Origin of the sequence: Vibrio campbellii CAIM 519 = NBRC 15631 = ATCC 25920, from assembly GCF_002163755.1 — a bacterium.
Taxonomy (GTDB): Bacteria; Pseudomonadota; Gammaproteobacteria; order Enterobacterales; family Vibrionaceae; genus Vibrio; species Vibrio campbellii.
The window spans coordinates 190,854-215,473 of sequence record NZ_CP015864.1; the positions used below are offsets into that span (position 1 = coordinate 190,854).

The window sequence follows — 24,620 nt, forward strand, 5'->3', positions numbered from 1 at the left end:
CCCATTGAATTTCGCAACAAAGCCCTTTTTCATTTATCCAAGTTGATCTACTCTAGTTTTCCACTTGTGAAGACTATAACCAATCTTTATGTGCCAAGGCTTATGCCTCTGCTTTCCATCTGTTTCTCCCTCACACGGACCCTAGCGCCTTAGCCTGTAGGTTCTTCGAGCGTGCGCTTGTTACCCCTTTTCACCCAGTAGGCTATGCATAAAATCATACTTGAAAATATCAGACACAGATAAATTGGATAAAGAGGGTTGACCACTACACTGAATGCCAGCGTGGCCGCCAATCCATAACCTATGGTGTGTGACATAGAAAGATAACCAGCAACGGTTCCCGGCTTGCTACTCAACTTTTCAGTCGCTGAAGTGGTATAAGCCGGCACCAACAAGGCCGCACCGATTGCGGTGAGCGCCATGGCTAAACCCAGTGCTAAGAGGTGAGAGATGGTAAAACATAACATTCCAAGCAAAAGTAGTGTTGCCCCTAAACCATACATCGTTTGAGGTGTTACCTTGTCTTTTTTTATGACCCAGACCTGAGTTATGAGAGTAACTGCTGCGCTAATGGTCAATAAAACGCCAATCGCATCACTTAGCCTTTCTGTTGGCCAATCTGTAAACGAATGTATCAATGGCGATAAACTGTATTGCAGTAATGCTATGGAAGCACAAAGGAGTAATCCACTAATAAGGTAGGGTGATAGCTTTTTATTTGGATACCAAGTTTTATGATCGATTTTATTATTAATTTCAGATTTTTCAAAACTTGGAATAGGTATTAACACAGCGATAACTAAAGCAATAAATGGCAATAAAATCATGATAAATAATGGAGCGAATGGACTAAACTTTAACACCAAAATAGATACAGCTGGACCTATCAATCGACCACAGCTTAATCCAATACTCACGGCGGAAATTGCTCGAAGTTTTTGGTGTTTTCCACACAATAATATCGCCCAGTGTTGGCTCGCTGGAACCATGCCAGACACGGTGCAACCATAAATTACACGCGCTAAAATTAGGCCAATAAAACATATAATTATATTATCGCTTCCCGTCTCACTTACCATTGAAAACAGCGCGAGTAATAAAAAACTGACCGTCATCCCCGTTAGAGCTTGGATTACCACCTTTTTCGGGCCATTTTTATCACTATATCGACCCCAAAAAGGTGCTGATGGTAAAAACAGTAAACTTCCCAAAGCAATAATCGCGGACCAAGTGGGTAAGTCAAACGCGGACTTTTCCACAAGGAAAGGTAATGAAACAATTAAGCCATTTTGACCAACTCCCATTAAAGAAGAAATAAGGCCGACTGACATTAATTGGAATTTTTTATTATTTATTGCTGACATAACTATTACGTGTAAATATAAATGGGAAAACCCAAGTTAGAATTACCATAATTGAAGGCAAGTTCATTGTTTAGGTGAATGATTATCTTTTTTTATTTCATGGTGCTAACATTAACGGCTATCTAACTATAACTCAACTTCATATTTTATCATGTACCAGCTTACCAATGCATCATTTGAAATCGACGGTAAGACGATTCTTTCCCCTATAAACCTGAGTTTTGAGCCTAAGAAAGTAACGACATTACTAGGACATAATGGTTGCGGAAAATCGACTTTAATTAAATTATTAAGCCGTCAAAATACCCCGAGTAAAGGGCATATTTTTTTCGATGAAAAGCCCATTTCGTCCTATAGCCACTTGGAGTTTGCTCACCAAGTTGCCTACTTACCACAGCACCCTCCAATTACTGATGGTGTAACGGTTCGTGAGTTGGTCTGTTTTGGTCGTTACCCATGGAAAGGTGCATTTGGCCGTTACAGTAAACAAGACTATGCCATCGTCGACGAAGCGATCGAAAAAGTCGGTTTGAGTAAATTTGCGCAACGCTTTGTTGCAACACTTTCAGGTGGTGAACGACAAAGAACTTGGGTCGCTATGCTGCTTGCTCAACAGAGCCAATGCATACTTCTAGACGAGCCAACCTCTGCTCTCGATGTGGCCCATCAACATGAACTGTTAGCTCTGATTCGCGAGCTAAATCACTCTTTAGGGTTGACCGTCATCATGGTGCTTCACGACGTCAACATGGCCGCCAAATTTAGTGATCATCTAATCGCTCTCCATTCAGGAGAAGTTATTGCTTCCGGGTCCCCCCAAGAAATCATGACCCCAGACACTCTGAGCAAAATTTACGGAATGGAGCTTGCGCTCTTTAACCATCCAACCACCGGTCAACCGATTAGCTACATCCCCTAACGAAAAGGAATCTGTTGTGAAAACAATCATCACTTTGATGTTCTCTGCTTTGGTCTTTAATACACAAGCCACTGAATTAACTCATGAAGTGGGGACGACAACATTTAAAACCACACCGAAAAAAGTTGTCGCGCTAGACTGGGCACTGTCGGAGACCGTTCTAAGCTTGGGTGTTGAGCTCGACGGCATTGCCGATGCTGAAGGTTACAATCAATGGGTAGTAGAACCTAAGTTAAACCCAGACGCAGTCAATGTAGGTTCTCGTCGTGAGCCAAACCTTGAGCTGCTTACCAAGCTACAACCCGACGTTATCTTGATAAGTAAACACATGGCCGCCGCCTATGAACCTCTCAAAAAAATTGCGCCGGTAGTCGTGTTTAGTCTCTACAGCGAGCAGAAACAACCACTTGAGTCTGCGAAATCAGTAACGCTATCACTAGGTAAGTTACTTGGTCGTGAAACTCAAGCGCAAGAAATAATTCTTCAAACTGAAACTCGATTATCCAACAACGGCGACAAGATCAGAGCGGCGGGGAATGCAGACAAACCCCTCTTGCTCACTCGTTTCATCAATGACAAAACTTTGCGCATCCATGGCGAAGGCGCACTGGCTGACGCGACTATCCGCTCGATGGGTCTGAAAAACGATTGGAGCGGGCAAACAAACTTATGGGGGTTCAGCACCTCTGGAATTGAGAGGGTAGCGGAACATCAAACCGCGAATGTCATGATCTTTGGTCCTTTAATGGATGCCGAGCGCCAACAACTTACAGGCTCTCCACTGTGGCAAGCGATGGCGTTCACGCGTACAAACTCTGTTTACGAGTTACCAGCGATCTGGACGTTTGGCGGACTCGTTGCCGCACAGAGATTTAGCGATCACATCACTCAACAACTGACTAGCCACCCATGATAACAATCACGCCAACCGCCGATTCGTCAGCAATAAAATCAGCAGTGTTCATCGCCATTGCTGTTTTGACTATCGGTTTATTGCTTCAATACACTGCGCCGTATTCGCAAGGACTTGGGCTCATTTGGGATACGATTTTTGCTTACGATGCATCAAACTATCAGCACATCATCACCAACCTCACTTATCTGCCGCGCCTCACCGTTGCGGTTGTTTGTGGATTTGCTCTTGCTGTGGCTGGATGTGTAATGCAGTTTGTATTGCGTAACCCGATCGCTTCTCCAACCACATTAGGAGTCGCTGCCGGTGCAGAGTTGGGAATGGTATTGGGAATTCTTCTGTTACCTACAGGCCTAGCATTTCCAAGTTTCATTCCCGCGTTTATCGGCGGATGTCTCGCTACAGGACTGGTATTTCTGTTGAGTTCAACTCGCGGATACTCCCCTTTGCATATGGTACTTTCTGGGATGGTAGTGAGCTTATTCCTTGGTTCGCTCAACACCATGCTACTCATGCTACATGAGCAGAAATTGACGAGCTTGTTTGTTTGGGGAGCCGGCGTTTTAAACCAAAATGACTGGTCAAGCACCCAAGTCCTCATCCCTTTGGTTAGCCTGCCAACGTTTTTACTATTGCTGCTGCAACGTCCGCTGTCTTCGCTGCAATTTGGCGACAACGTGGCAACATCTCTTGGTGTAAACATTAAGCAAATCAAATTACTTTGCTTGTCACTATCGATTTTCATCACCGCTGCGGTAGTCAGTGAGGTGGGTATTATTGGGTTTGTTGGTATTGTCGCCCCAGCTATTTCACGCATGCTTGGCGTGCGCTCTCTCGCTAAACAAATCCTCTCCAGCGGCTTAATCGGAGGTGGGATTTTGTTGTTGGTTGACCTGCTGATTCAGCCATTTTCTGGTGTCGGTGGAGAGTTACTACCAACAGGCGCCATGACGGCATTACTGGGCGCGCCATTTTTATTGTGGTTACTGCAACGAACCAAGTTACATTCGGAGCTAAAAACACGAAGTGAGTATGTCGAAAACTTCAAGCATGTCTCAACCTCAAAAGTTCTTATCGCCATGGCGCTCATCCTATTTTTGGTCTGTGCCGTAGCGATTACATTGGGTAAAAACCAACAAGATTGGAGCTTTGATTTAGACCAGTCCTTGCTTGATTTGCGCTTGCCTCGAGTACAAGTTGCCTTGTTGGCCGGTATCGGGCTCGCGTTTGCCGGTACGATAATCCAACGCATATCAAATAACCCTATGGCTAGCCCAGAAGTGCTGGGCATAAGCTCTGGTGCAGCTTTGGCATTGGTACTTGGAACCCTAATTGGCGGCGCAATCGGTAGAGAGCAACAGATGTTACTTGGTACCATCGGGGCTGCATCGGTGACGGCAGTTGTCTGGCTTATGGGCAGAAAACACAACTTCGCCCCTACCCAAACATTGCTTACCGGTATTGCGCTAAGCGCAGGGTTAGATGCACTATTGAGAATTTCGATGAGCTCTGGCAACGACAATGCCACGGCGTTATTGACCTGGCTATCTGGCTCAACTTACCTAGTGGCACAATGTGACGTGATGCTACTAGCGATCGGGGTAACCATCGTTGGTGCATTCGCGATTGCATTGAATCGCTGGATAGAATTAATTGGCTTAGGTGAAGTCACTACCACCAGCTTGGGAATGAACACCACGTTTGTCCGTTTGGTACTGCTTCTGGTAGTTGCTGCGCTGACCACGCTTTGCACGATCGTTATCGGTCCACTGAGTTTTATTGGTCTGTTGGCGCCACACATGGCAAGATCACTTCACCAGTACAAAGCGACTCCACAAATGCTGACCGCGGCACTTTTGGGTGCAATCATCATGGTAGTTGCCGACTGGATCGGTCGCACTTTGTGGTTCCCTTGGCAATTCCCGGCGGGCTTATTAGCGTCGTTAATCGGTGGAGGTTACTTCCTGTTCTTGATGAGGCGCTAACACAACCAGCTGTTTGCCAAAACCTTAAATCCAGCCCAGCGACATTCCTATCGCTGGGCTTTTTCATATCAGGACATTCATGATTGTCGCTGAATTCTCAGACTCTTAGTTCAAATTTGCGCAATCTTATTGTGTTTTTGCAACCAAAAAACAATTAATGGCAATCGTCCGGATTTGTGTTTAACATAGGTCCATAATTGAGACTAATACGATACTCGGATCAAATGGACACATCATCAATCACAAAATTACAAAGGGACTTATTGTTCAAAATTGTTACTCAACTCAAGGCCGAAAATGCAAAGGCTGGGAGCAGTTTGATTGAGTCTTCTTTGGCACAGCAATTCGAAGTATCTAGAACACCAATGCGTGCCGTCCTCAATCACTTGTCGGAACAGGGGGCCACCAAGTCTGTCCCTTACAAAGGATTTGTTCTTCAGGTTGATGCCATCGATATCGAGTTAGCCGCTCAAGACAACCAAGTACAAGAAAGCCAAGAGAAACTCTACCTAAGGGTACTCATGGACCTATTCTTCGGTGATTTGGGCGATTCGTTTTCAGAAAATGAGCTGCAACAACGCTATGATGCCAGTCGCGGTGAAGTTCAAAGCGTGCTGCGATTACTCGAAAGCGACGCTATTTTCCGACGCAGCCCAGGATACAAATGGCAAGTGGACGGTGTGCTCAATACCCTTGAAAGACACACAGAAAGCTACCGATGTCGTCTAATTTTTGAACCTGCGGGGCTCCTAGAACCCACATGGCAATTGAAACACGCTGAACTGGAAGCTTGCCGAGAAAGTCATATCCAAGCGATCAAAAAACCAGAATCGGTATCTGCCAGTCAACTGTTTACCCTCAGCGCCACTTTTCACGAGGTCCTTGCATCTAGCTCCGGGAATCGATTCCTATTAGGTATGATGCAACAACAAAATCGAATGCGTAAAGCGACCGATTTGGTCTCTATGCATATCCAATCTTCTGTGATTCGATCATGCCAACGTCGTTTGGATATCATGAACTTGGTTTTCGAAGGGGATAATCAAGGCGCATCAGAGAAGCTCGCGCAACTACTCGATAATGACATTCGCGTTATGAATCGTACCTATCAGCAGGTTATGAACATATCCCAAGAACAACGAGAGCAACTGGTCGCCAGCATTTCAGAATAAGATACCCAAACAACTAGCAGCGCTATTTTGCGCTGCTTTTTTGCTCTTCAACTTTTTGCAAAGTCGCAAAACATTACAAATCAAAGCATTATGTGCTCCTCCCCAAATAAAAAAACAAACTTTATCTTAAGTTCTACTTTCAAAATAATTGCACTTCCTCGTTGTTTTTTTGCAACAAAAATACAATAATAATGATTCTTATTTAGACCAAAGAGATACGTCGTCAAAGGAAATGGCCAATCAACTTAAGCTCGGCCTCGCACTTTCCCTGACCCCTTTTTAGTTCTTAATGGGCACAATAATAAATAGCGTATTCACGCAGAAAGATATGCGTGTAGCCTTTAATTGATTAATGCAGAGAATAAAATGAAGACCGAAAAAGGAAGTTTCAAACTTTCCACTGTAGCTCTAGCGCTAGCCGCAGTAAGCACAGTGTTCACAGCTCAAGCTCAAGACCACGAAATTGACGAAAAAATGGTGGTTGTTTCAAGTCACTTGCCAAAAGCGATCAGCGATATCCCAGGTACAGTTTGGTATGTCGATGCAGAGCAAATAGAACAAGAGTATCGTGGTGGTAAAAATCTTGATGAGATTTTAGCTGCTGCTATCCCTTCTTTAGACGTAGCAAGTGGTGGTCGAACTCATTCAGGCCAGAACCTTCGCGGCAGAAGTATCATGGTCATGATTGATGGAGTCTCTCTGCAATCAGTACGTTCAATTAGTCGCCAACTTGATTCTATCGACCCATTCAACATTGAACGCATTGAAGTGCTATCGGGTGCAACATCCATTTACGGTGCAGGTGCAGCAGGCGGTGTTATTAACATCATCACTAAGAAAGGTACTGAAGGCGAACTGGAATTTGAAAGTTTCGTTGGTGGTACCTCCGGTTTCACTTCAGGCGAAGATTTCGACTATAAACTCGCGCAGTCAGTTGCCGGCGGTAACGAAAAAGTTCAAGGTAGAACATCTGTTGCTTATACAAAAACTCAAGGTTACTTCGATGCGAATGGCGATATCGTCACACCAGACATTACGCAAGGCTCGACACAATTCAACGAGACCATAGATCTTTTAGGTAACTTGCAAATCAACCTAGCGGAAGGACAACGTCTCAACCTACTTGCTCAATACTATGATAGCCAGCAAGATTCTCCGTACGGTTTGTACTTTGAAAAAGACAGCAATGGTGAGTACCAATTCGTCGACGTACGCGAAGGTTACTCTGCAGACAGACAGCAAGGTACTGAGCGTGTGATGTTGAGCGCGGCCTACAGCAATGATGATTTTCTTGCTCATCAACTTATCGCCGAGCTATCTTACCGTACTGAAGATCATACTTTCTCACCTTATACATCAGCAGGTAGCGACACTTTAAAAACAAGTTCATCTAGCCAATCAACTGATATTCTGGCTCTAAAATTAGCGTTGAATAAGTCTTTTGGTAAGGCAGCGGTCACTTACGGTATTGATGGCTACCTAGATAAGTTTGATAGCGACAATGCAATTTACGACCAGTCCATCACTGAAGAAAGCGGTGGCTTAGTTCATGTTATTGATGAGATGGCTGGCCGCTACCCAGGTGTTGATACAGATGCTTTAGCGACATTCTTACAAGCGGAGTACGCTATCTCTGACAATTGGTCGGTACAAGCGGGGGTTCGTTACCAATACATCAATACCAAAATCTCAGACTTCCAAAAAGATGCAAATTCAGACTTTGTACCGGGTGGAAGCACCGATTACAACGAAACCTTGTTCAACCTAGGCACCATTTATAAGCTGACACCAAACTCTCAAGTTTGGGCGAACTTCTCTCAAGGCTTTGATATCCCAAATGCGGCGAAATACTACGGTAAAGATGCTGACAGCAACGTATCAGATTCTAAACTAGAAGGTATTACTACTGACAGTTACGAGATTGGTTACCGTAATGCAATGAATGATTTTTCATTCCAGTCGGCGGCTTACTACTCTTACACCGACGCAACGGTTGAATATTCAGATGAGTTTACAATTTCTGGACTGTCCGCTCCTAAACGCGTTTATGGCCTTGAAGCTCAGGCAACATATTGGGCAACGGATAACCTTCAATTAGGTGCATCAGGACATTATGTGATCACTGAAGAGAAAGGTGACAATGGCTGGGAAGACTTTAAAGCTATGGAAGCCAGTACTTCAAAAGCAATTGCATGGGCAGGTTGGTATGATGTCGATTACAGTGTGAAGCTGCAAAGCCAAACCATGTTTGATTATGAAGATGCAGACCAACGCAAATTGGATGGCTACACAGTGTTTGACCTTGTGGGTAGTTACCAGTTGCCTTTGGGTAGTTTGGGTTTTGGTATCGAAAACCTACTCAACGAAGACTACCTGACGATCTGGAGTCAGCGTGCAGAACACTGGTACGGAAACTCAGCAATGTATGAATACAAAGGCCGCGGCCGTACTTACACTTTAAATTACCAAGTTGAGTTCTAGAGCACACATACATATAAATGACAAAGGCTCCTAATTAGGAGCCTTTATTTTGTCGTGACTATAAGTCGATTCTTGAACTTCTTACTTCTGAGAGGTAAGGAAGGACACTGAGTTCGAAGCGCTCTATTGAGAAGCTAAGAACCAAACGAGTATCGACTAAGAAACACAACCCGCGTTCTGTGAATTTATTCGTTCAGGGTAATTAAGTAAAGCACTACAGCGGTGATTCCACCACAACAAACTTGCGTTCGGCTCTAAGTGGTGCAAACCAAGTATTCTTGTATTTGAAATAGCTCTGTCCGTTGACGACCACAGTTTCTTTAGTGTGAGGCAAGGAGTCTACGATTTCACCGATTTTGTAAGGACTTGGCTCTGGTTTCGGCACTGGTGGTTTTTGATGCACTTTTGCAGTCTTTGATCTTATTGGTGGCGCGACGGTTTGCCTCGACGCCGAAGCATCACTTACCGCCGAAGAAGTCCCTACACGGTTATCACGTAAAATGGTGTAGTTACCGCTTGGTGGATAACGAACATACACATAGCGGACACCATCACGATGGTAATAGGAATCATGAACGATGGCATAGGTGACGCCAGCGAAAACGGCGAAGGTCGCAATGCCCACTAAATCACTGTGATAATAATAGTAACGCCCGCGATAAGGCGGATACCAGTACCCTGGCCTCACATAGATGAATGACGAATGATAACGCGGAGGTCTCATGCTATACGGCGGTCGATGATAGTAGGGCGGCTTGATTGGCCTATAAGGGCGATTGACGGAATGTAAATCGTGTTTATCTCCCGGTTGGGTGATCGGTTTTACGGTTGGCTTCATTTGTTCTTGCGCAGACACGACTGTAGGCGCACACAGCCAGAGAATAGCGGATGTTATGACCCAGATGCTTCTCATAATGCCTTCCTCCACCGTTTGGAGTCTCGAAGCGGTAATAAGTAAGTTCAGCTCACCATAACGTTGTTTGAGATGGGAGTCTAGGTCACGATTTTATGTTTTTTTGAGGCTTTTGCCTTCGTTGGTTTTCTGCTCTAGCACCAAGAAAATGAGTTTTGTCAGCATGGATTGCGCCTCTGGTGATAGCAGTCGTGCTGCTGAAGCAACATCATTTGCGGAGATATTCCCGACGCCTCTGGCATCAAGGGCAATATCTAAATCGGTCAGGTTGAGAGCACGTAATATGGAACGATATTGCGAAAGCTTTAAATCCGACTCGCCTCTCTCAATTCTTTGATAAGTCTTTTCGCTCATTCCTGCGACTTTAGCCATTTGCTCGCGTGAGACGCCTTTCATTTTGCGTCGCTTTATAAGGACTTCAATTAATGGGTCTACTTGCATTGGCACTCCTTAAAGGACAGTTTTGTCCTTAACCACGCAATAACCGGACCAGTTTAGCCACCTCGTATTTACCCAAATTGAGATAGCGATAAGAATGACGTTCCACAAAAAATTTACGTAATTTCAGTTAGTTTCATAAAATGGAAAAATATCAGATTTATAAATCAATTTCTGGCGAGGTAGATGTTCGCAAAATGCAACGCGTTTTAGAACAACTGCTTGCTGAAATTCGTAATCGCAGTCGCGATATTCGGCTGGACGTCACTTGGTTAACTCGTGAATCACAGAAACGATTAATGAAGTACAAAGAGCTGTTTTTACATCGAGGTTATATTGATCAAGCAGAGTTGGATCAAACCTATGAGAACCTAAGTTCGATGGAGCGTTTAGTTTCAGACATGGGCATAGCGGCATTAACTTACATCATCGACGCACTAGACAAAGAGCTATGATGCTTTGAAACATGGACTTATTGAAGCAAACCTTATTGAAACAAACGTTGAACTTAATTACAGACGAACGAAATCCCGCAATATCAATTGCGCTAAATCCAAGTGCTAGAAATCAATAAAAGGAAGGATTCAAATGCTGGGGAACCACACCCAGCATTCGGAACACTCATTTACCTAAGTTTTCGAACCGTAAATCAGTGTTTAGAGGTATGTGAACCGAAACGTGTCGGTACGGGGCGAATAATAACGATATTGATGAATCTAGGCTATGCTCCAGGTTTCTAACACCTTTCGATAGAGTGTACATTTTTATGTACACCTCAAAAAACTGAGCACCAAAGCTCACTTCTTATACTTTATAACAACAAAAGGCTAAATAATTGGCTGTTTTGCAACATATCTGTTGCATTAACTTACTTTTGTTAAAATATATGGCTATAAGAAAGAGCTTTTGCTTTTCAATCGTCCTATTTATGCCTTACAATCTCCCCGAACCAAATCCATTCAGCAGAGAATGGGATTGACGAAAAAGGATGCGCTGATTTTGCTTCGAACCCAGAATGAGACGTTCCGTTAATCGAACTCTGTCCGGAAGTGATTCCCTACATCTTTGACAGTCTCAGACAGGATAGATCCATCTCGAGTTTAGTTTTCCTTCATCCCGAATTGCGGTATTATACCGAATTCATTGGTAGCAAGGTAGGGCATTTCTGTTGGTAGTGCTACGAACCAAAAGCACGATAAGTCACAATAAAACGGATCAAATTTTAGAGGTATTAACTGTGAACCTAAAACTTTTCGGCAGTTCCCTGATCGTTGCAGGCACTGCTCTTGGCGCTGGTATGCTTGCCATACCAATGGTGCTTGCTCAATTCGGCCCCCTGTGGGGCACTCTTCTTATGCTGTTCATCTGGGCGGGTACCACTTATGCTGCACTGCTTTTATTGGAAGCAAGCTGCAAAGTAGGTGGTGGCGTCAGCATGAACGCAATCGCTCGTGAAACTCTCGGTAAAGGCGGTCAGCTTGTTACTAACGGTTTGTTGTACGCACTGCTTGTTTGTCTTCTGATGGCTTATATCATTGGTGCTGGCGACTTGGTACAAAAAGTGACCTCATCAGTTGGCCTACCACTTTCTACCATTTCTAGCCAAGTTGGCTTTACCGTTCTGGTTGGCCTTATCGTATCTGCGGGTACTGGCGTGGTTGATAAACTAAACCGTGGCTTATTCATCGGTATGATTGTTGCACTTGTTCTGACGTTATTCTCTCTTGCGCCAAATGTCTCGTTTGGGGGCCTAAGTGAAGTCGTGAACGCAGACAAAATGGCGCTGATCAAACAAAGCTCAGTTCTGTTCACAAGCTTTGGCTTTATGGTGGTGATCCCTTCTTTGGTAACTTACAACAAAGAAGCGAGTAAGAACCAACTGCGCAATATGATCATCGTCGGCTCGACGATTCCGCTTGTGTGTTACCTACTGTGGTTGTTTGCAGTCGTAGGTAACTTGCCACCACACGAACTTATCCAATTTTCAAACGTGTCTGAGTTGATCTCTGTTCTTGGTCAGCAGTACACAGGTCTTGAGTTCATCCTGTCTATGTTTACCGGTTTAGCACTGCTAACGTCTTTCTTGGGTGTGGCAATGGCGTTGTACGATCAAAACGCGGATCTTCTGAAATCAAGTAAGCCTGTTGTATTTGTGGCAACGTTTATTCTGCCGTTACTTGGCGCGGTGTTTGCTCCAGAACACTTCTTAGCGATTCTTAGCTACGCAGGTATCATCCTTGTGTTCCTAGCGATATTCGTTCCGCTATCGATGACAATGAAAGTACGTCGCGTGCCAGTGGAAGACAACAACGTGTATGAAGCAGGTGGAGGCGCAATGGGCATGAGCATGATCTTCTTATTCGGTTGTTTCTTGCTGTTTGCTCAAGCGGTGTAAACCGTCTCGGCCAATACACAATAACTGACTTGTAGAAAGCCGCTTGCCCTAAACTGGACAAGCGGCTTTTTTGCGCCGAATTGTTAGTTCTGTATCAGCGCTGTGTATGGTCTGACTATTGCCTGATAAACCTTGATGATATTTTACTTGGCGGTGAAACAGCCGCGAGCATCTGACATGGCTAGCGAGTTCTCTCTTTATGATAAGCAATAAGTAATAGAGTAAAGGAGAGCCGAGTGTCGAAGCGATTTTTTTTCACGATCGTTGGGATGATGTTTTCTTTGGGGATGTTTAGCGCTGAAGTCGCTGCACATCCAAAACATCACCACAAGCACGGACATCATCACGGGCATCACCACCATCATCACAAGCATAAACACAAAAAGGTGGTGGTGGTTAAGCACAAGCGACCGAAGCATAACTACTACCATTACAAACACATTCCACCACGTAGCACCTATATTCAGATTGGCAATTTTACCTACCTAAAAGTGGATGACTTTTATTACAAGCGCTCGAAAGATCGCTATATACATGTGGTTTTGTAAGCAAACAAAAAACAGCGAGCACTTTGGCTCGCTGTTTTACTTGTTGGGTGATGAAGTTTGTTCTGGGGTAATAGAGGAGACGTTAGACCGTAAAGCGGTTTAGAATCTCGTCTTGTTTACGAACGTCTTCATGTTGGGCTTGCATTGCATCGTTGGTGCGGTTCGCTGAATCAGCAACTTGGGTCGACAGATCTTTAATGTTAACCGTGTTGTTGTTGATTTCTTCTGCTACCAAGCTTTGTTCTTCTGCTGCTGACGCAATTTGTAGGTTCATATCAGAGATACGTTGAATCGCATCGCGGATACGTTGTAGAGCGTCATTGGCGTGCTCTGCTTTCTCTACCGCTTCGACTGCACTGCCTTTGCTCTGGTGCATAGCACTTGCAACAGAAGAAGCACCAGATTGAAGCTGCTCAATCATGCTACGGATTTCTGTAGTAGATTCTTGAGTACGTTGCGCCAGTGTACGAACTTCATCCGCTACAACGGCAAAGCCACGACCAGATTCTCCCGCACGGGCTGCCTCGATTGCTGCGTTCAGTGCCAGTAGGTTAGTTTGGTCTGCGATGTCGTTGATTACTTTTAGAATCGTTTCGATATTTGCCGTTGCTGACTCAAGACCTTGCACTTCCTCAACTGCTTGATCGATGCTGTCTGAAAGCAGGTTAATCGTCTCTGTAGATTCACTCACGATAGAAGAACCTTGCACTGTCGCTTCGTCCGCTTCTTTCGCTGCACTTGCTGCACCTTGTGCGTTGTTGGCAACCTCTGTTGCCGTTACCGACATCTCGTGCATTGCTGTCGCCAACTGTTCAAGCTCTTGCAGCTGAGTTTGAATTGCAGAAGCAGAATCACGAGCGCCTTCAGCGGTAATTTGCGTACCACTTAGGATCTGGTCGGAAATGCTCTTCGATTCGATGATTTGATGCTGCAAGTTCTCCATAAAGGTGTTGAAACCTTTTGCCAGCTCAGCGAATTCTTGATCTGTGTTGGTATCCAAGCGCTGCGTCAAATCGCCTTTGCCTGATGCTACAGCTTGGATTGCGGTGTTTAGCTCATCAAGAGGGCGCATCAATGTACGGATAAGGATAGTCAGCGCGATAATAGAGGCAATCACAGCAATCAATGAGTAGATGATTGCGCTATTACGCAGCTTACCTACTGCAGCATACGCAATGCTCTCATCAACAATTGCACCTACATACCAGTTTTCACTTGGAATGTGGGTTAGGCTGACCATGAATTTGTCGCCGTTCATCTCTATGTGTTGAGCTCCTGGTGCTAGCTCTACTTGTGGTAGGTAGCTTGATAGTTTCTCGCCGTTGTATTTGGCTTCTGGGTGCGCGATCGTCGTGCCATCTGCCGTTACAAGGAAAAGGTAACCCGCATCAAATAGGTTTACTTGGTTAACCAAGTCAGAAAGGGTGGTTAGCTCCATATCGTAAAACATGGCTGCGAGAAACTGGCCAGCTTCGCGCACTGGAGTACCGATAGAGATGATCACTTTCTTAGAAGAAGCATCCACGTAAGGAGCGGTGACAACAAGCTTGTTTTCTGCTTTTGCTGATACAAACCAAGGGCGAACACGAGGATCGTAATCAGGGCCGGCTTCCCAACCGTCGTCGTTCTCAATCACGAATCCGTTGCTGTCGTAAGCATAACCTATGGCCAAGAAGCTTGATTTTGGCATTGGTTTCTCTAGCACATCTTTCACGTAATCGTGGTCGCTTGGGTTAATTTCAAGAATCTCAGTCATGGATTGAGCGAGTTCTTTCTTAGCGTTCAATTCCGATTCTACCGTGTCCCCCACACTGGATAGGATCTCACTCACGCTGGTATCGATGTTTTCTTCGATCTGTGAATGGATGGTCATAACTTGTTGTGTCGACAGCAACGCCACAGTCACAAGCAATAAAATAGAAGAGGCGGTGACAACCTTATGTCTGAATTTCATATTTTTTCCTCTCGAGTCTCCCGGCTGGTTTACTCTGCTTGTACCTCTTATTTGTTGGGTACATTCGGCAGAAGTGAACACACTATTGTGTTTGTTATTTTTTTATCGACAGATTAATCAGAAACCTGAAGGTTAATTTCGACTTTGGTTATCAAAATGCGAACAAAAGACGAGTTGTTTTATAAAGTTGTGAGATTGATCTTATTTGTTGAACTTCGTTATCAAGCTGTTAAAAACATAAGAATAGTATCATCGAGCCTTATATAAAAAAGTCTTAGTTGTCGCTTTTCTTCAATTTAAACTAATGAATTTAAGGTTATATTTATAAGTTATGCGTTAAAAGTGAAGCTATCAGAAAGCTGAGTAAATAACGAGAGGTGTGATAAAAATGGCGTGAAATGTAACAGAAAGTCTTTAGATACAAAAAAGGCCCCGACAGAGCGGAGCCTTTTAAAATTGCTCGATTTTAGAAAATCAAATGAGCTACACCAGCAATAACTGGAAGTGTAATCAGCGTACGTAGAATGAAGATAACGAACAGCTCTACGATGTTAACTGGAATCTTACTACCAAGAAGCAGTGCGCCCACTTCTGACATGTAAATTAGCTGTGTTACAGACATTGCCGCAATCACAAAGCGAGTCATTTCGTTATCGATAGAAGCCGCTAGGATTGCTGGGATGAACATATCAGCAAAGCCCACAACGATAGTTTGAGACGCTGCAGCAGCTTCAGGGATTTGTAGCAATTCTAGGTAAGGGATAAATGGTTGACCTAGGATTTCGAATACTGAAGTGTATTCTGCAATCACTAGTGCCACTGTACCCAAGCCCATAACGACAGGTAGTACACCAAACACCATGTCGATAGCGTTATGTACGCCTTCTTTAAATACTGACTGTACAGAAGTTACTTGGCCTGCGCGTTTTAGAGCAAGGTCCATACCCCATGAGAAAGTCGTGTGACCAGCAGGTACTGCATCTGCATCTTTTTTAGGTGCGCTGCCATCGATGTAGCGGTCTTTCTTCAGGCTTAGCGGTGGTAAGCGAGGAATAATAATCGCCGCAACAATACCCGCTAGACAGATAGCGCCGTAGAAAGGTAGGAATAGGTGTTCTAATTGAACTTGTGCGATGACAACTAAGCTAAAGGTAATAGATACAGCAGAGAAAGTTGTACCGACGACAGCCGCTTCACGTTGAGTGTAGAAGTTATTTTCGTACTGCTTGCTGGTAAGCAGAATACCCACGCTGCCATCACCTAACCAAGAAGCCATACAGTCGATCGCACTACGACCTGGTAGGTTAAATACCGGGCGCATCACCTTACTTAGCAGCGCACCAAACAATTCTAGTAGACCGAAGTTAAGCAGTAGCGGCAGCAATAGACCAGCAAAAATGAATACCGCAAACAGCGTTGGTAGAAGACCAGTAAGCACTAGGCCACCAGTGTTCTCTTCCCAAATGGCTTTTGGTCCAACTTGGAAGAAAGTCATCAGTACTGCAGCACCACCGATTAAGCGAACCATAAGCCACAATGGTGATGGATTAAATAGGCCGTTCAGGAAACCGTTACGCAGAATTGCCGCTGGCTTAAAAATTTTGCAAAGAACAGAAGCAACGGCCATGAAAGCAATAATAGCGGTAACGATAGCAATTAAAGTATCGCCAAGAACTGCAGGAATGACTTTTGCCATAACCGCAACAGGAATGGTCAGGCCACCATCGTAAGAAATAGGTGCCATGAAGAGTAGAAGACCAATCAGGGATGGGATGAAGAACATCCAAAAGTTGCCCTTAGGCGCTTCAGCAGCATTAGTGTTGTTATGCATTGTTTGTCTCGTGTTACTACTAGTCAATACTCGCCATATTCCATGACATAAATATTCACTAAACATCCGTATTTAATCACAGTGTGCGGAGATTACCCGCAAACTGCATCCTTTGCAATACTATTCATTAAATACATCTAGTTATTCAGCCGTTTTTTCGGTCAATTGAATCAAAACTAGAATCTTGTATATGAAATTGTTGCTCGTGTTAGAAAATTGTAGCACGCAAGCCTCTCTGAGCAGACTGTTAAGCGACACAGTGTGACCAAAGCAATAAAAAACCTAGCAAATGTGATTCGGATCTCAAGCTAAAAGCGGGCTTTTCTGTCAGTAGTTCCACAGTTTATAGGGGAATAAAGAACAAAAAGCTAAATCAGCCCATTTGATGGCGTTCGTTTAATGGATATGAAGAGTGAAGAAAGCGAAGAGAGTGACGGCTTAAGTAAAATGCCTAAACCGTCAGATAAAAGCTAGACTGGTTGATGGCGGCTCTGTAGGTAGAGGTAGCCCCAGTATGCGATAGCGATAACGAAAGCGAGAAGCGCAGGGAAGGCTAACGCATACAGTTCAAAAACGTTAAACAAACCAGCACCAACCGTACCACCGAGTAAGAAGCCAAAGAAAATGAAGATAAACAGTTTAGCTTTACGTCGGTCGAATTGACGTCCACGTAAGCTTTCTCCAATCATGATACCTAGGTCGGTAATGATGCCGGTCATGTGTGTCGTCCTTACAACGGCACCGCTGAAGGTGGTGATCATCGAATTCTGCAAACCACAAGCTGCAGAGGCAAGGTACTGACCATACACGTTACCTTGTACTAAAAAGCCCAAGCTCAAAAGTAGTAAGCTACCTTCGATACATAGTGCCACACCATAGCGGCGGCCGAGCTTTAGAGCGCTACTTTCGATAAAGAATCCGCTAAACGCAGAGCCAATCAAAAAGCTGAATGCAATAAAAAGCAGGTGGATGGTTGAGTCCACACCTGTTAGTAAGCTATTCCCTAGCTGAGTTACGGTTCCGGAAAGATGCGTTATCGCTTGATGTTGAAAGCCGAGAAGACCTACGGCATTGACGCAGCCTGCTAGGAGAGCAAGCAGAAAGGCGCCATATTCCACCCAACGAGGAAGTCTGGAAATCACAATAAAACCTCACCAAATGTTAGGAGCAGATTATAGCGCTCGTGGCGCGGAACGAAAGTCTTTCTCCCAGTACTCGGTTGATCATTCTCAATAAAATCTCAACTTTTGTTGAATGATGTTCTCAAACTTTAAGCAAGAGAGACATGTCGCATGTTTGTATTCTGAATATGGTGTTGTCACTCAACCTACGTGTTCCATCGTACAATCAAAGCTTACCCAACCATGCTTCCTTTGTTCATAGATAGAAACCGTGGGTTCTGGAAACTCTTTGTTATTAAACAGTCCCATAGGAATGATTGCATAATCGGGAGCGTCCGATAACTGTAAGCGCATGGTTGTGCCGCATGCCTGGCAGAAGTCATATTGAACGTGATTACCTGAATCAGCAATACGAGTGTAACTGGTGATGTCACCATCTAGGATGACTTGGTTTTTGTTAAATCGAGCTTGAACGCCGAATACGCTTCCGGTTCGCTTTTGGCATTCAAAACAGTGGCAAATGGATGTGCGAATGGGCTCCGCCGTGCAACGCAGTTGGACTAAGCCACAGGCACATTCACATGTGTGGGTGATTTTTGTCATCGTTATTACCTATTGGTTGCCCAACAAATAGTTTAGTTTAATTTTGAAACACTTGAGTCAAAATGAGCGGTCAGGTGTTGAAGTCTTGGTCGGTGAATTGGTATATACTCCGAACATAGACAAGAGAACAAGAACACAAGGAAGTCTTCATGGCTCGTAAGAGAATCCTACCCATCCCCCTCATTCTTTTGATCCCAATCGTTCTATTAGTGGTGGTGATCATCGCGGGCATTTATCGTTTTAGCCTTTCTGACGATGAGATCATGGCGAAATTTCCTCAAGTGCAGGCACAATCAAATCCAATCGTAGCGGAAGTGTTAGGTATTCAGTCACGCAACCCGTGGACGGTTCAGGTCCCTGAGCAGAGCGCTGTTACGTTTCTTGAACAATGGGATAAAGAGCACGGCTTCTTGAAAGGTCACTACGATGCAGGTGCTACCAAAGGTGAAGTACTGGTTCCAATCGAGTTTATCGCTCAACGTGATATCAATGAAACCCCATGGATTGTGGCTCCAGTTATCGTAACGACACAGGGCTCAGGCGCGTTTTACTATATCGGTTTGTTTAAATTTGATGCTGTGCCAAGCCGAGTTGTTTTATTGAACAGTGTTTTCATCGGTGACCGAATGCAAATGTCTTCTTTGAAGTGGGAAAGTGACACGCAAATTTCTCTGTCTTATCTTCAACATGGCGAAAATCAAGCGATGGCAGAACAACCAAATCAATTGAATTCGACGACACTTAAGCGTGTAGGCAATAACCTACATATGCAACAGTAATGAATTTTTTTGTCTTCTGTAAAAAATAAGTGTTTTCTGCGCTAGATCTCGTAATTTACTAGTGATTTCTTATGCGGGAATGCATAAGCTATGAGCCTTGTTATGAAGGAGATAGTAATTCCCGTGTCTACAAATGAAATTACAACAAGACGGTTGCCGAATCTGACAAGTCGTAAAGCGCTACTGTTGTACTCCTTGCCAGTATTAGTTGCGATTGGTGTTTCCAACTCTCTCAAAGAGTCTTCCCTTACCAAAACCATCGCACTGAACCTGCCTGAATCGCAGGTCGTCGACAATATTCTTGATGCGACAACAGCAGAAGTTGTCACTCCACCAAATTTTGAATACCAAATCCAAGCAGGTGATAACCTGAGTACCATTTTCAGCCAACTAGGCTTAGGCTACAGCTCGTTGATGAAAGTGATGGAAACGGATTTGAACTTCCTTGCTCTTGATACCTTGAAACCTGGTAACACACTGCGTTTTTGGCGCAATGAATCTACGGGCGAACTTGAAAAAATGGAACTGCAATTCTCTATTGCAGATAAAGTGGTTTACCATCGTAATGACGATGGCAGCTACGATTTCTCAGACATCTCAATTCCTGGTGTTTGGACGCAAGAGCCTTTGGTCGGTGTTATTCGAGGTAGCTTCTCGTCATCCGCAAATCGTTTGGGCTTGAGCTCAGCAGAAATCAGTCAAGTGGTTAACTTACTTAAAGAGCAAGTGAACTTCGGCAAAGATTTACGCGCTGGTGACCGATTTGAAGTGGTTCGCCGCTCTCAAAGTATTGATGGTGTGCCAACTGGCAAGAACGAAATAGAAGCAATCAAAATTTATAACCGTGGTCGTGAAGTCACCGCTTACCTTCACACTGACGGTCAATTCTACAATGCGAAAGGTGAGAGCCTTCAGCGTGCTTTCCAACGTTACCCTGTCAGCCGAGGCTGGCGCATCAGTTCTGGATTCAACCCTAAACGCCTTCACCCTGTAACGGGCCGTGTAGCACCACATAACGGTACGGACTGGGCGGTACCGACAGGAACACCTGTAGAGGCAACGGGTGATGGTACCGTGATCATGACTCGCAAACACCCGTATGCAGGTAACTATGTGGTGATTGAGCATGGTAGTAAGTACAAAACTCGTTACTTACACTTAAGTAAGATCTTAGTGAAGAAAGGGCAGAAGGTCTCTCGTGGTCAACGCATTGGCTTATCAGGTAAGACTGGTCGTGTAACTGGTCCGCACCTTCACTACGAGTTGATCGAATACGGCCGTCCGGTGAACGCAATGCGCGCGAAGATCCCAATGGCAAGCTCAGTGCCTAAGAAAGAAATGGCGAGTTTCATTGCGAACCGTAATGAAATGGACAAGCTGTTAAAAGATAAAGAAAAAGCCGTTCTATAAAATACGAAAAAGACCAAACACTGTTTGGTCTTTTTTATGCGCTCTTCATTTGTTTTTCATTAATGATGCCAACCAGCTCATTGACGCTGTGAGGTCTTGAATAGAAATAGCCTTGTATGTGGTGGCAACCCATCTCTATCAATTTCTGTAAGGCCCTGTCGTCTTCAACCCCTTCAGCAATCAAATCGACTTCTAACAGTTGTGCTAATTGGGCAATGAGCAGCACTACTTGTTCTGACGTGGTGTTCGCCAACATATTTCGCACAAAGGTGGCATCGATTTTAATGCTGTCGATAGGGTAGCTATGGATGTAGTTCAAACTAGAATAACCGGTACCGAAATCATCCAGTGCAACTTTAAACCCGAGATAACGAAGTGAGTTCAGAACCATCTGTTCTCGGCCACTTTGCGACAACAATACGGTTTCGGTGAGCTCGATAACAAAGTCTGTCGCTTGGTGATCGTATTTCTCTAGAATACGAGTCAAGAAGTTCATATAACGGTTAGAGTCGACCAGTTCATGTGCTGAGCAGTTAATTGACAGTTTGACGTTATAGCCCAGCTGTCGCTCTAGCGCTTGTTTTGCACGACAAGCTAGCTCAACAATGCGTTCACCCAACTCAATGATCAATCCAGATTGCTCTGCGGCTTCAATAAATTCAACAGGTGAAATGTTTCCGTATACGTTGCTATTCCAACGAGCCAGTATCTCAAAGTAATCCCAGCGGTCGCTGGTAATATCTACTATAGGTTGTACCACGACGTACAGTTCTTCGTTCTCATCAATACTTAAGCGAAGTTGCTCTCGTAGTGCCTCAATCAGCTGTGTTTGGCGGTGGTATAGCGCACTTAAGTGCGTGTCATAATGCTGAATGCGTGTGTCACGGTGTTTTTTACAATCCTTAAGAGCCAAACTTGCATTTAGTATCAAGTCATCGCTATTGAGCATATGAACGGGGGCTCGCGCGATACCAATGCTAACGGTAAAGGAAATACGGTTGGACTTGTCTGAGTACCCAGCTTCGATTTTATCCAGAATTTCCTGACACACTGCGACAGGGTCTTCGTCATATGTAATAAAGGCGAACTCGTCCCCTGCGACACGAAAGGCATTATTTTGGGATGTTAAGCTTTGTTGAATGGCGTCCGCGGTAAACTTGATGATTTGGTCACCAATGTAGTTACCGTTGATGTCGTTAATCGATTTGAAATTATCAATATCTAGATAGGCAAGGCTAAAAGGACGAGTAGCCTGTTGTGTTAAGGTTTCTAAGGTATCAGCTAAACAACTGCGATTGAGTAGGCCAGTTAGATTGTCATGAGAAACTTCATAACTGAGTTGGTTGAGAAGCTTGTCAGAGCGTTCGCTGATCCATTTCTCTCGCAAACTATGAATGATGACGTTGGCGTAGAAACGGTGATGAAAGATAACCTCTTCGGCTTCAGTTTTACTTATGGAGTGGGTAAATGTTGAGACTAAGATCCCCAGCACTTCTCCTGTATGTGTTTTTAAAGGGAGTCCAATATAAGCCTGAATTCCGAGGTCTTGAAACATTTGGTCTTCAGGAAAGAGCTTGTAAACTTCATCTTGATAGAGGATGAGTTCACTGATGTCTTGTGCGACTTGCTCACACGGTGTGCCCGCTAAGTCATAGCACATACTGTCTGCAATGGTTCCGCCGCTAGAGTTAGAAAGCGTCACCACACAATGTTGTCGGTGGGCTATCTCAACTACGCAAGTACAGTAGCTTTGAAATTGCTGATGAAGCTCAAGTGTTACTCTGTCGAGTAAAGCGCTGCCATTGAGTTTCAGAATTTCATCAAGTAACTGGATACTTTTTTGTTCATGAGTCATCAAATACTTCACCCGACGTTGAGTTCTATTATGAATCACTTGCACGATCTTTTGTCATTTAATAGATATGCATCACGTTAACTATTGTTTACTTCGTGTAATTTTTCAAACTCTAATTGCATAAGAAATGCAACTTTCAACTAATGGGTTAGCAAGACTGAATCAGACTCTCACAAAAGTGGTAGTCTTGTTGGTAGCGATTGCTCTAAGTCAGTCTATTGTGAGATCTCCCTCAGCTATTCACAGACGACGGCGACTTTTTCACTTGCGGCCGTGTCGGCTGGCACCGGGTGGTCGATCAGTCGGATAGAGGATTCATACAGCGCACACAACGCTTGTTCGTCGAGTAGCTTATCTGCGTTACCTTCAAATGCGATATGACCTTTCTTTAAAGCAACGATGTGTGTCGCGTAGCGCAGCGCGAGGTTCAAGTCATGCAGAATGACAATCACACCCACATCTTCTTTTTTATTCAGTTCAGACAGTAAACCCATCAGTTGAAATTGGTGATGAACATCCAGTGCTGACGTTGGCTCATCAAGGATTAATACTGGTGACTGCTGAGCAAGCAGCATCGATACCCAAGCTCGCTGGCGTTCACCACCAGACAAATCGTCTGCTAGTGCCTGCGAGAACTCAGCAACGCCCGTTCTTTCCATCGCTTGTTGGATAATAGATCGGTCTTCTGAGTTCCAAAGACCAAATGTGCCTCGCCAAGGAAAACGCCCCAGACGAACCAGCTCCTCTACCGTTAAGCCTGCTGAAGTTGGGAGCTTTTGCGGTAGATACGCGATCTTCTTGGCTAGTTTTCTACTTTTGAAAGAAGAGAGAGAAGCACCATTTAACGCTACCATACCGTGATCCGGTGCCATTTGTCCTGAGAGCAAGTTAACCAATGTCGATTTTCCTGAGCCGTTGTGACCAAGAATCACGGTGAGTTCATTAGTTGGAATGGAAAGCTCATCAATAGAGAGAATGGTTCGCTCATCACGAACGATTCTGATGTCAGAAAGTTGAAACATGTCAGTATTGCCTCGACCAATAAAGCTACTTGATAAAAGCAAACACACCTTACTGGTTTTTGAAATCAGATGGTAATGTTAAGTGCTCTTCTTGTTGTCTGGATGCCTAGGGCAATCATCACAGTATTTCCTAGAGTCACACTTATAAACTAAGCAACAGCTGACCCTTGCGAGCTTAAGCATTCCCGAAGTATCGTCTATTTTGAGGCTGTCTAAATGACTGTCTGGCAGTTGACATGCAGCTAACCATAGTTTCGCTTGCTCGGTTATATACTCATTGGTCAGGCTTTGATCGCGCTGTTGCAGCTTGATCAAACAACCAAGCAATAGATCCGCGAGTAAATGGTTGGTAAAGCCTGGGCGGATGCGTGTCCACTCACTAATCTGATCGCGGAGGAACTCAGTGAGTTCAAGTATGGCTCTACCAGCGTGCGGGATTAACTCTTCTGGTGTGCCGTGCTGATGGTCACCATTGAAGAAGCGGTATCCTGTGACGAACTGCTTATACCTAAATTGACCAATATTCTTGATATCGGGCAACGAATGAAGGCCGTATATTGAAACAAAGGTGACATAGATAGGCTGCCAGCATACTAGGTCCCAAGTTCGAGTTAACCAATAAGCTTTACCCGCTTCAGGGTGAGTCTTTGCAAGGCCATTGTATACGCGCTTGATTTCGATATGGCTTTTATCATTCGTTATTGCGATACTTTTGCTGCTCAGAGAACCATAACTTCCACTAAGATAAGGCGTAACTTGTTTAGAATAAGCGAAGATTTTTTGGTGTAGAGAGGGAGCTCTCCGACGAGTGAAAATATTGTGCAGCTGGGAAAGCATCTTAAACCATTAAATGAGAATTAGTTTCGTTATCATAGCGAATCTTGTCGATGATAACCATACAAAATGGGGCATACCCT

Annotated in this window: 20 protein-coding genes; 10 read left to right on the forward strand and 10 right to left on the reverse strand. The window is 44.4% G+C overall.

Annotated features, from left to right (window positions below):
• Positions 1–149: 149 nt before the first annotated feature.
• Entirely contained in the window at positions 150–1,364 is a 1,215-nt protein-coding gene (locus A8140_RS16705; protein WP_038862613.1) for an MFS transporter, read from the reverse strand.
• 151 nt (positions 1,365–1,515) lie between these two features.
• Here A8140_RS16705 and A8140_RS16710 point away from each other — a divergent pair, with 151 nt between their 5' ends.
• The 5 genes from A8140_RS16710 (at position 1,516) to A8140_RS16730 (ending at position 8,834) form a co-directional block, all read left to right on the forward strand.
• A complete protein-coding gene (locus A8140_RS16710; protein ID WP_005533350.1) occupies positions 1,516–2,283 on the forward strand; it encodes an ABC transporter ATP-binding protein in 768 nt (255 codons plus the stop codon).
• A gap of 16 nt (positions 2,284–2,299) precedes the next feature.
• A complete protein-coding gene (locus A8140_RS16715; protein WP_005533352.1) occupies positions 2,300–3,196 on the forward strand; it encodes an ABC transporter substrate-binding protein in 897 nt (298 codons plus the stop codon).
• Positions 3,193–5,181, forward strand: coding sequence for a Fe(3+)-hydroxamate ABC transporter permease FhuB (gene fhuB / locus A8140_RS16720; RefSeq protein WP_033000303.1), 1,989 nt, complete (start codon positions 3,193–3,195; stop codon positions 5,179–5,181). The genes A8140_RS16715 and fhuB overlap by 4 nt, the downstream gene beginning before the upstream one ends.
• Positions 5,182–5,405: 224 nt before the next feature.
• Entirely contained in the window at positions 5,406–6,353 is a 948-nt protein-coding gene (locus A8140_RS16725; protein WP_033000305.1) for a GntR family transcriptional regulator, read from the forward strand.
• Between the two features lie 366 nt (positions 6,354–6,719).
• On the forward strand, positions 6,720–8,834 hold the full coding sequence (locus tag A8140_RS16730; protein ID WP_005533358.1) for a TonB-dependent receptor: 2,115 nt from the start codon (positions 6,720–6,722) through the stop codon (positions 8,832–8,834).
• Between the two features lie 214 nt (positions 8,835–9,048).
• On the opposite strand, the gene A8140_RS16735 is transcribed toward A8140_RS16730, so the two are convergent.
• Both A8140_RS16735 and A8140_RS16740 read right to left on the reverse strand, forming a co-directional pair.
• Positions 9,049–9,747, reverse strand: coding sequence for a hypothetical protein (locus A8140_RS16735; protein ID WP_033000308.1), 699 nt, complete (start codon positions 9,745–9,747; stop codon positions 9,049–9,051).
• Positions 9,748–9,840: 93 nt separating this feature from the next.
• Entirely contained in the window at positions 9,841–10,188 is a 348-nt protein-coding gene (locus A8140_RS16740) for a helix-turn-helix domain-containing protein (RefSeq protein ID WP_005425102.1), read from the reverse strand.
• Between the two features lie 140 nt (positions 10,189–10,328).
• On the opposite strand from A8140_RS16740, the gene A8140_RS16745 reads away from it, so the two are divergent.
• From A8140_RS16745 to A8140_RS16755, 3 genes are all read left to right on the forward strand, one after another.
• Complete coding sequence (locus tag A8140_RS16745) at positions 10,329–10,640, forward strand: hypothetical protein (RefSeq protein ID WP_005533363.1); 312 nt, start codon at positions 10,329–10,331, stop codon at positions 10,638–10,640.
• A 782-nt stretch (positions 10,641–11,422) separates the two neighbouring features.
• Positions 11,423–12,580 carry an amino acid permease gene (locus A8140_RS16750; protein ID WP_005533365.1) on the forward strand — a complete coding sequence of 386 codons (1,158 nt, stop codon included), beginning with the start codon at positions 11,423–11,425 and terminating at the stop codon, positions 12,578–12,580.
• 236 nt (positions 12,581–12,816) lie between these two features.
• Entirely contained in the window at positions 12,817–13,128 is a 312-nt protein-coding gene (locus tag A8140_RS16755; RefSeq protein ID WP_005533367.1) for a VPA0510 family protein, read from the forward strand.
• 82 nt (positions 13,129–13,210) lie between these two features.
• On the opposite strand, the gene A8140_RS16760 is transcribed toward A8140_RS16755, so the two are convergent.
• The 4 genes from A8140_RS16760 to A8140_RS16775 all read right to left on the reverse strand — a co-directional run bounded on the left by A8140_RS16760 (position 13,211) and on the right by A8140_RS16775 (position 18,637).
• Positions 13,211–15,082, reverse strand: coding sequence for a methyl-accepting chemotaxis protein (locus A8140_RS16760; protein ID WP_005533368.1), 1,872 nt, complete (start codon positions 15,080–15,082; stop codon positions 13,211–13,213).
• Between the two features lie 466 nt (positions 15,083–15,548).
• Positions 15,549–16,913: a YjiH family protein gene (locus A8140_RS16765; RefSeq protein ID WP_005533370.1), complete on the reverse strand. Its 1,365-nt coding sequence runs from the start codon at positions 16,911–16,913 to the stop codon at positions 15,549–15,551.
• Between the two features lie 470 nt (positions 16,914–17,383).
• Positions 17,384–18,055, reverse strand: coding sequence for a YoaK family protein (locus A8140_RS16770; protein ID WP_033000310.1), 672 nt, complete (start codon positions 18,053–18,055; stop codon positions 17,384–17,386).
• 180 nt (positions 18,056–18,235) lie between these two features.
• A complete protein-coding gene (locus A8140_RS16775) occupies positions 18,236–18,637 on the reverse strand; it encodes a GFA family protein (protein WP_005533374.1) in 402 nt (133 codons plus the stop codon).
• A 149-nt stretch (positions 18,638–18,786) separates the two neighbouring features.
• Here A8140_RS16775 and A8140_RS16780 point away from each other — a divergent pair, with 149 nt between their 5' ends.
• Together A8140_RS16780 and A8140_RS16785 are read left to right on the forward strand one after the other, a co-directional pair.
• Entirely contained in the window at positions 18,787–19,416 is a 630-nt protein-coding gene (locus A8140_RS16780; protein ID WP_005533375.1) for a hypothetical protein, read from the forward strand.
• Positions 19,417–19,539: 123 nt separating this feature from the next.
• The gene (locus A8140_RS16785) at positions 19,540–20,826 is read left to right on the forward strand and encodes a peptidoglycan DD-metalloendopeptidase family protein (protein WP_033000312.1); all 1,287 of its coding nucleotides are present in this window, start codon (positions 19,540–19,542) and stop codon (positions 20,824–20,826) included.
• A gap of 34 nt (positions 20,827–20,860) precedes the next feature.
• On the opposite strand, the gene A8140_RS16790 is transcribed toward A8140_RS16785, so the two are convergent.
• The 3 genes from A8140_RS16790 to A8140_RS16800 form a co-directional block, all read right to left on the reverse strand.
• Positions 20,861–22,681, reverse strand: coding sequence for a putative bifunctional diguanylate cyclase/phosphodiesterase (locus A8140_RS16790; protein ID WP_005533377.1), 1,821 nt, complete (start codon positions 22,679–22,681; stop codon positions 20,861–20,863).
• A 236-nt stretch (positions 22,682–22,917) separates the two neighbouring features.
• Positions 22,918–23,703 (reverse strand): ABC transporter ATP-binding protein, encoded by a 786-nt coding sequence (locus A8140_RS16795; RefSeq protein ID WP_005533378.1) that lies wholly within the window; start codon positions 23,701–23,703, stop codon positions 22,918–22,920.
• Between the two features lie 78 nt (positions 23,704–23,781).
• Entirely contained in the window at positions 23,782–24,540 is a 759-nt protein-coding gene (locus tag A8140_RS16800; protein WP_005533379.1) for a siderophore ferric iron reductase, read from the reverse strand.
• Positions 24,541–24,620: the final 80 nt, after the last annotated feature.

Excerpts from the sequence above, each read along its gene's own strand:
- A8140_RS16725 (WP_033000305.1), top strand. The coding sequence starts at position 5,406 with ATGGACACATCATCAATCACAAAATTACAAAGGGACTTATTGTTCAAA.
- A8140_RS16760 (WP_005533368.1), bottom strand. The coding sequence starts at position 15,082 with ATGAAATTCAGACATAAGGTTGTCACCGCCTCTTCTATTTTATTGCTT.
- A8140_RS16710 (WP_005533350.1), top strand. The coding sequence starts at position 1,516 with ATGTACCAGCTTACCAATGCATCATTTGAAATCGACGGTAAGACGATT.
- A8140_RS16795 (WP_005533378.1), bottom strand. The coding sequence starts at position 23,703 with ATGTTTCAACTTTCTGACATCAGAATCGTTCGTGATGAGCGAACCATT.
- A8140_RS16740 (WP_005425102.1), bottom strand. The coding sequence starts at position 10,188 with ATGCAAGTAGACCCATTAATTGAAGTCCTTATAAAGCGACGCAAAATG.
- A8140_RS16735 (WP_033000308.1), bottom strand. The coding sequence starts at position 9,747 with ATGAGAAGCATCTGGGTCATAACATCCGCTATTCTCTGGCTGTGTGCG.
- A8140_RS16745 (WP_005533363.1), top strand. The coding sequence starts at position 10,329 with ATGGAAAAATATCAGATTTATAAATCAATTTCTGGCGAGGTAGATGTT.
- A8140_RS16775 (WP_005533374.1), bottom strand. The coding sequence starts at position 18,637 with ATGACAAAAATCACCCACACATGTGAATGTGCCTGTGGCTTAGTCCAA.
- A8140_RS16765 (WP_005533370.1), bottom strand. The coding sequence starts at position 16,913 with ATGCATAACAACACTAATGCTGCTGAAGCGCCTAAGGGCAACTTTTGG.
- A8140_RS16705 (WP_038862613.1), bottom strand. The coding sequence starts at position 1,364 with ATGTCAGCAATAAATAATAAAAAATTCCAATTAATGTCAGTCGGCCTT.
- A8140_RS16800 (WP_005533379.1), bottom strand. The coding sequence starts at position 24,540 with ATGCTTTCCCAGCTGCACAATATTTTCACTCGTCGGAGAGCTCCCTCT.
- fhuB (WP_033000303.1), top strand. The coding sequence starts at position 3,193 with ATGATAACAATCACGCCAACCGCCGATTCGTCAGCAATAAAATCAGCA.
- A8140_RS16730 (WP_005533358.1), top strand. The coding sequence starts at position 6,720 with ATGAAGACCGAAAAAGGAAGTTTCAAACTTTCCACTGTAGCTCTAGCG.
- A8140_RS16780 (WP_005533375.1), top strand. The coding sequence starts at position 18,787 with ATGGCTCGTAAGAGAATCCTACCCATCCCCCTCATTCTTTTGATCCCA.
- A8140_RS16790 (WP_005533377.1), bottom strand. The coding sequence starts at position 22,681 with ATGACTCATGAACAAAAAAGTATCCAGTTACTTGATGAAATTCTGAAA.